Source organism: Marivirga sp. (genome assembly GCF_024636815.1).
Classification (GTDB): domain Bacteria; phylum Bacteroidota; class Bacteroidia; order Cytophagales; family Cyclobacteriaceae; genus Marivirga.
In genome coordinates this window covers 23,913-29,975 of sequence record NZ_JAGXGF010000173.1, presented here as the reverse complement: position 1 = coordinate 29,975, position 6,063 = coordinate 23,913, and the positions used below count along the sequence as shown (strand labels likewise).

Genomic DNA, 6,063 nt, shown 5'->3' with positions numbered 1-6,063 from the left:
TTCGCATTTTTTGAAGTGCAAGGAAAAGTGGGGAAATCTAAAAAAAGCCATGCACTTGTTATCAACAGTGTAATAGTTTTTAACATATATTATTGTTAAAAGTCAGTTTTTAGGGGGAAATGCGTTTTTCAGCAAGCCCTATTTATAATGTAGGCAAGTTCAATTTATAATTGAATCAATCCTTTTCGAATTGCAAAAACCAATCATAAATATTTATAGGCTTAACTTCAGTTTTATTCCAATCATTATGGCTTGCATTATAAACTCTTCTCCAGGCATTATGCCCATTATCCTCAAATAGAGTTAATTCAGCCTCTATTTCCGGTGGACAATCATTTAATGCATTTACCATATTTATTGAACCATTTGAACTGACTATTCCATCATTTTCATTGTGAAATGCCCAAATAGGAAGCTCTTTTAATTCACAGGCCTTATTAGAATTACCATTACCACTGATCGGAACCATGGCAGCTATTCTGTCTGCATATTCAATTGCATAATCCCATGCGGCAAATCCGCCACCGCTTATGCCGGTCATATAAACTCTTTTTGGATCTATTGGATATTTTTCCAAAGCCTCATCTATCATTTCATTTATCATGTGGATGTTCCAATTATTTTTGGTGTGCTGAGGCGAAAATACATACATGGGAATATCATTTCCTTTATCTATAAATTGAGGTAAAGAACCATTTCTGATTAAATTTATTTCACCTTCATTTGCTGTTTCACCATGTCCGCCCATAAAAATAATCGCAGGCTTAAGTTTCTCAGGATATTTAAGCCCCTCTTCTAATTGATATGCTAAATATAAAACCTCTCTATTTTCCACTTCTGATTGAAATGATTGGACACTCTGACGATCATTTGTTTCAAATTTATATTCAAACTCTTCATTTTGTAGGCTGTCTTTTTCAGGGTGTGACAATACAGAATATGCATAATAAGTAGTTAAGGGAGCAAGTCCGTTGACAAGGACTTTCAATGTATCCTGATTTGAATCAATCGATTCAATTCCTCTCATTAAAATTGACTCTTCTGAGCCACTTTCTACTAAGTTTTTAATGTCCTCGACTTCCTCTATTTCTAATTCCTTCTCACTTATTACATAATAGACATCCACTGCCGATTTTGGTTTTAGTAGAAAATCCACAGTGGTAATTCCTACTCTCAATTGTGGGAAATTATCATCCCATTCTAATATGATTTCAACTTTATTATCATCACTTGTTTCATTTTTCTCAGTCTGAGGTAAAACTTCCTCTTTGGACATGCAACTGATGAAAATAAGAGAAGAAAGAAAAAGGGAGGAGAAAAGTATATTAGGATTTTTCATGATCAATCTTTATTTAATGAATACAATTAATAGAACTGATTATAATTTCAATTTTTTAAATATGTTTTCCGGTATTGATTTTATGATTTTCATAATGAGCAACCATTGAGGTTTGAAATAAATTACGTTTTTTCTTTTATTCATCCCCTTTATAATTGCTTGTGCTAATTTGACAGGATCAGCCGTAAGCAATCCAGGTGTTTCTAAGCCATCAATCATCTTTGTTTTTACAAAACCAGGCTTTACAGTTAAAACACTCACATTATGTGGGTACAATCTGTTTCTTAAACCTGAAAGATAGGTGGTTAAAGCAGCTTTTGCCGATCCATAGAAATAATTGCTTTGTCTGCCTCGGTCTCCAGCCACAGAACTTATTGCAGCAATAAATCCATACTGTTTCTCTTCAAAATCGTTTGCAATAATATTTAAAATTGAAACCGCACCTGTGAAATTGGTTTGGATAATATTTTGCCATGAAGTATCCTTTTGGGCTTTTTCCTGGTCACCTAAGATTCCAAAAGCACATAAAACAGCATCTGGTTTTTCAGTTAAATTCTCATAAAAGGCTGGGTGGTCCTCGATTTTATTGGCATCAAATTGATTAATATAAACTTTACTTTCATATCTGGCCTCTATATCAGATTGTAACGCTTTTAATTTTTCAAGATTTCTCCCACAAAGTGTTAAGCTGACTTTTTCTTTTGCAGCCTGATAGGCTACTTGCTCGGCTATATCGCTATTAGCGCCTAAAATCAAAAGATGTTTAAATTGGTATTTCATATAATTAAATATTGGTTCAAAGGTAGGTTATTAACTTTGATGAATAAATTGAATTTCATCGTATTTCATGCATGTTATGATCGTATCTATTTTTTAATCAGGGTGTTAGGTGATATACCTACTAAATTAATTCAAGTCGCTTAGATAATAAACTTTGGAACTTCTTTTCAGGATTTATTTCCCTTATAACATCTTGAAATTCTTTCAAATTAGGATAGGTGTCTTTCAACATTTGACTACTCATTCTGGCATCTTTTGTCAAGTAAATTCTTCCCCCGGCCTCTTTTACCAGTTTATCAAGCTCATCCAAAAATTGAAATAAGCCATTTCTTATGGGGAAATCCAAAGCTAATGTATAGCCTTCCATCGGAAATGATAAATACCCTTCATCCTCAGGGCCGAACATTTTTAAAACTGCCAAAAATGAGCCCCAGCCTTTGTCTGTAATTCTTTTTAATATTTTTTCTAAATACTTCTTTCCTGCTTCTTTTGGCAATACGAACTGATATTGAATAAAACCTCTTTTTCCATAAATTCTATTCCAATTCAAAATGGAATCCAATGGATAAAAGAAAGGATCGTAATGTGATTGTAGTTCTTTTCTAGACTTTATATTTTTATTGTAATATAATTTATTGAACCATTTAATCGTAAAATCATTCAAAACGAATTCAGGGAAGGTAAACGGAACATTAATGGCCTTATTGTCATGAGGTATTAACACCTCTTTTTTATTCTGGACTTCATTTTCTTTACTATGCTCTCCTAACATCAAAATGCTTCTGCCAAATTGTTTCCCTTTTTTTAGGCAATCAATCCAGGCCACAGAATAGGTGTAATATGAATACTGGTCAAAAAGATCTAAAATTTCTGAAAGGTTTTGGGCTTTCAATTGTAACTGAGAAATATGGGTAGACTCAATTTTTTTTAATTGAATACCGGCTGAGACAATAATACCTGAAAGACCCAATCCGCCTATAGTAGCAAAAAATATAGATGAATTTTGGTTTCTGTCACAGCGGATGATTTCACCATTTGCTAGAAGTAAATCAAGGAATTGAATGTACCGAGAAATACTCCCGTCAATATGGTGATTTTTCCCATGAACGTTGGCAGCAATGGCGCCACCTAAAGTAATAAATTTTGTACCAGGCGTAACGGGTAAAAACCATCCATTAGGAGTGATGACTTTCAATATCTCAGAAAATAGAATACCACTTTGTGCAATGAATAATCCATCCTCTTTATTAAAACGAAGTATTTTATTGTGTCGTAGACTAGAATAAACTTTTTCTCCTAAAGATGCGTCTCCATAACTTCTTCCATTACCTCTGGGTATAAATTCTCCTAACTGAAAAGATGCTTTTTTTTCACTGCCGATTGAATAGAAATTTACTTCAGCCTCAATTTCAGGATAATTGTTCCAATTTGTAATTAATGTTTTATGCATTGAAAATGCTATCTAAATGATTAAAAACTTATGATGATAAAACAATCATTGTTTTAACCCAAAGGGATTTGAATATTTTGAAATGTTAAGTTTGATCTGACCATAAAAATGTGGTAATGAGCAGATAATACACAAGTTACAACATTTGAAATATTCTTAGCCATCTTATTAAAAAACTATGAATAGAGCTTAAAAAAGCATACATTAGCAATAAGCATAAACTATCAATCGAACCAACATTGAAAGCCGCAAAAAAGCCTTTTTTAGGGTATATACATAATTTTAGAGGACTTGCAATTATATTTATTGTAGGGATTCATTCTGTAATTTCTATACCCTGGGAAGGCTCTTTAGTTGTGAAGTCTCTTTTCTTAGGAATTTTTAATAACGGCACTATACTTTTTGTGTTTATAGCAGGTTTTCTGTTTTACTATTTATCCCAAGGTGATTTCAATTATTTTCAGTATCTCAAAAAAAAATTGAAATATGTAATCATCCCTTATCTGATCATATCAATTCCTGCAATTCTAGACAAACTCTTTATTGATTCTGGAAATCATTGGTGGATGACTTCAGAATTTCAAGAAGCTTCATTTATATATAAAATATTTTTAATGATAGTAACGGGGCGTCATTCCGGAATTTTATGGTTTATTCCAATGATAGCCCTATTCTATTTGTGCTCTTACTTATTCCTGATATTCAGTAAAAAGAGAATCTTTGATTATGCAACACCTATACTCTGCATAACAGGCTTGATGACAGTGCAATTTGGCTACCATGCTAACCCACTTATTTCATTTGTTTATTTTCTACCAATTTATCTATTAGGAATGTGGGTAGCCAAGCATCATTTAAGAATATTATCAGCTAACAATTTTTGGCTTATTGGATTGAGCATAGTTTATATAATCATGACTGTTCTAGAGGTATATGGAATAATTCCTTTAAATAAATACCTGGAAATGAGGGATTTGAAGCATAGCGTGCTTATCTTTAACATAAGTAAATTGAAAGCCACTCTTTTGTGCTTTTTACTGATAATAGGCTTTAATAAGGTGAATCATTTACAATTCCCACTATTGGAAAGAACCGGAACTGATAGTTTTGGGATATTTTTCCTTCACTTATATATCATCAACGTTTTTCAAATAGTAGTACAACGACAAATCATTCCAATTGAGGGTTTAAATATCCTAAGCTACTCAATTTATTTATTTGCAGTAATAGCATTAGCCATGATCATCATATTTTTTGTGAGAATGGTCTTTGGTAAAAATAGTAGGATATTAATAGGAAGTTAATTCAAAATTTAATGACAGTAAAACCAAATTTTTTAATCGTAGGAATGGCTAAATGTGGAACATCCTCTTTAGCCCAATATTTACAACAACATCCTGATGTTTTTGTGACCAAACATAAAGAACCAAGATATTTTTCAAGCCAAGGTATGCAATTCCCAATGGGTGGGCCAAAGGATAAGCAAGTGGAAAGCTGGTACGTGAAAGACTGGGACAAATATTTGGAACTATTTGAATCAGCCAATGAAAAAGCAATAGGAGAAGCAAGTGCTGATACCTTGTATTTTCATTCTAGTACCATCCCACTCATTAAAGAAAAATTAAATAATCCTAAAATTATAATCATTCTGAGAAACCCTGTGAAAAGGGCATTTTCTGCTTACCAACATTTAATAAGAGATGAAAGGGAGAGCGGAAGCTTTGATGAGGCTTTAGAAAAAGAACCGGAAAGGATTAAAGATAATTATGAGTTGATTTATCACTATAAAAAGGTAAGTCAATATTATGAGCCTGTAAAAGCTTTCCTGGATAATTTTGAAAATGTAAAAGTGATCCTAAACGAAGATTTACAGAATGATACCGCAAATTGCTTAAAGGAGGTATTTGAATTTTTAGAAGTAGATCCAAATCAAGAAATCGAGTATGATCTGAGGTTTAATGTTTCTGGCAAACCAAAAAATAGAATGTTGCATGAGAGCCTGCAAAGCGAAAATAAAATTAGAAAAATGGTAAGGCCACTAGCCAGGTTATTATTCCCAACAGAAGAAAAAAGAAAAAGAATGGTGACATGGCTCTCAGGTAAAAACATGAACCGATTGCAATTAAGTAATGCTACTGCAAAAGAATTATATGCCTTCTTTCAAGAAGACACTGAGAAACTGAAAGACTTGATAGACAAAGACCTTAGTCAGTGGAGGTATTAGGTTTTTTTATTGGGTGTTTTTGACCAAAAAGATTCAAAGTTCATCCGTTCGACCCCCCCCCCCCCTTCGCTTAAGGGGGGAGTAGCTATGATCTGATTTTTAGAATATGATTATGTTACTTAATCATATTTTTTCTTATGCATGGAGAAAAATAGGTATACAGCCTATTGTGTTTTACTAATTTCAATCTATGCGAACTATCCCCTGGAGGATTATAGGGGTGTCGATTGACAGTATAAAATAAGAAAAAGATAAAAGACTTTATTACAA

At 32.7% G+C, this 6,063-nt stretch carries 5 protein-coding genes; 2 read left to right on the top strand and 3 right to left on the bottom strand.

Going from position 1 to position 6,063, the window contains the following annotated elements:
* Positions 1-175 precede the first annotated feature (175 nt).
* The 3 genes from Q0L29_RS12790 to Q0L29_RS12780 all read right to left on the bottom strand — a co-directional run bounded on the left by Q0L29_RS12790 (position 176) and on the right by Q0L29_RS12780 (position 3,569).
* Positions 176-1,339, bottom strand: coding sequence for a hypothetical protein (locus Q0L29_RS12790; RefSeq protein ID WP_296622238.1), 1,164 nt, complete (start codon positions 1,337-1,339; stop codon positions 176-178).
* A 39-nt stretch (positions 1,340-1,378) separates the two neighbouring features.
* Positions 1,379-2,119, bottom strand: coding sequence for an SDR family oxidoreductase (locus Q0L29_RS12785; RefSeq protein WP_296622236.1), 741 nt, complete (start codon positions 2,117-2,119; stop codon positions 1,379-1,381).
* A 121-nt stretch (positions 2,120-2,240) separates the two neighbouring features.
* Positions 2,241-3,569 (bottom strand): FAD-binding oxidoreductase, encoded by a 1,329-nt coding sequence (locus tag Q0L29_RS12780; RefSeq protein WP_296622235.1) that lies wholly within the window; start codon positions 3,567-3,569, stop codon positions 2,241-2,243.
* A 239-nt stretch (positions 3,570-3,808) separates the two neighbouring features.
* Here Q0L29_RS12780 and Q0L29_RS12775 point away from each other — a divergent pair, with 239 nt between their 5' ends.
* Together Q0L29_RS12775 and Q0L29_RS12770 are read left to right on the top strand one after the other, a co-directional pair.
* The gene (locus Q0L29_RS12775) at positions 3,809-4,873 is read left to right on the top strand and encodes an acyltransferase (RefSeq protein ID WP_296622233.1); all 1,065 of its coding nucleotides are present in this window, start codon (positions 3,809-3,811) and stop codon (positions 4,871-4,873) included.
* 11 nt (positions 4,874-4,884) lie between these two features.
* A complete protein-coding gene (locus Q0L29_RS12770; protein ID WP_296622231.1) occupies positions 4,885-5,793 on the top strand; it encodes a sulfotransferase in 909 nt (302 codons plus the stop codon).
* Positions 5,794-6,063: the final 270 nt, after the last annotated feature.

What these genes read in the sequence shown, in the direction of transcription:
- Q0L29_RS12790 (WP_296622238.1), bottom strand. Translation starts at nt 1,339, where the DNA reads ATGAAAAATCCTAATATACTTTTCTCCTCCCTTTTTCTTTCTTCTCTT.
- Q0L29_RS12785 (WP_296622236.1), bottom strand. Translation starts at nt 2,119, where the DNA reads ATGAAATACCAATTTAAACATCTTTTGATTTTAGGCGCTAATAGCGAT.
- Q0L29_RS12780 (WP_296622235.1), bottom strand. Translation starts at nt 3,569, where the DNA reads ATGCATAAAACATTAATTACAAATTGGAACAATTATCCTGAAATTGAG.
- Q0L29_RS12770 (WP_296622231.1), top strand. Translation starts at nt 4,885, where the DNA reads ATGACAGTAAAACCAAATTTTTTAATCGTAGGAATGGCTAAATGTGGA.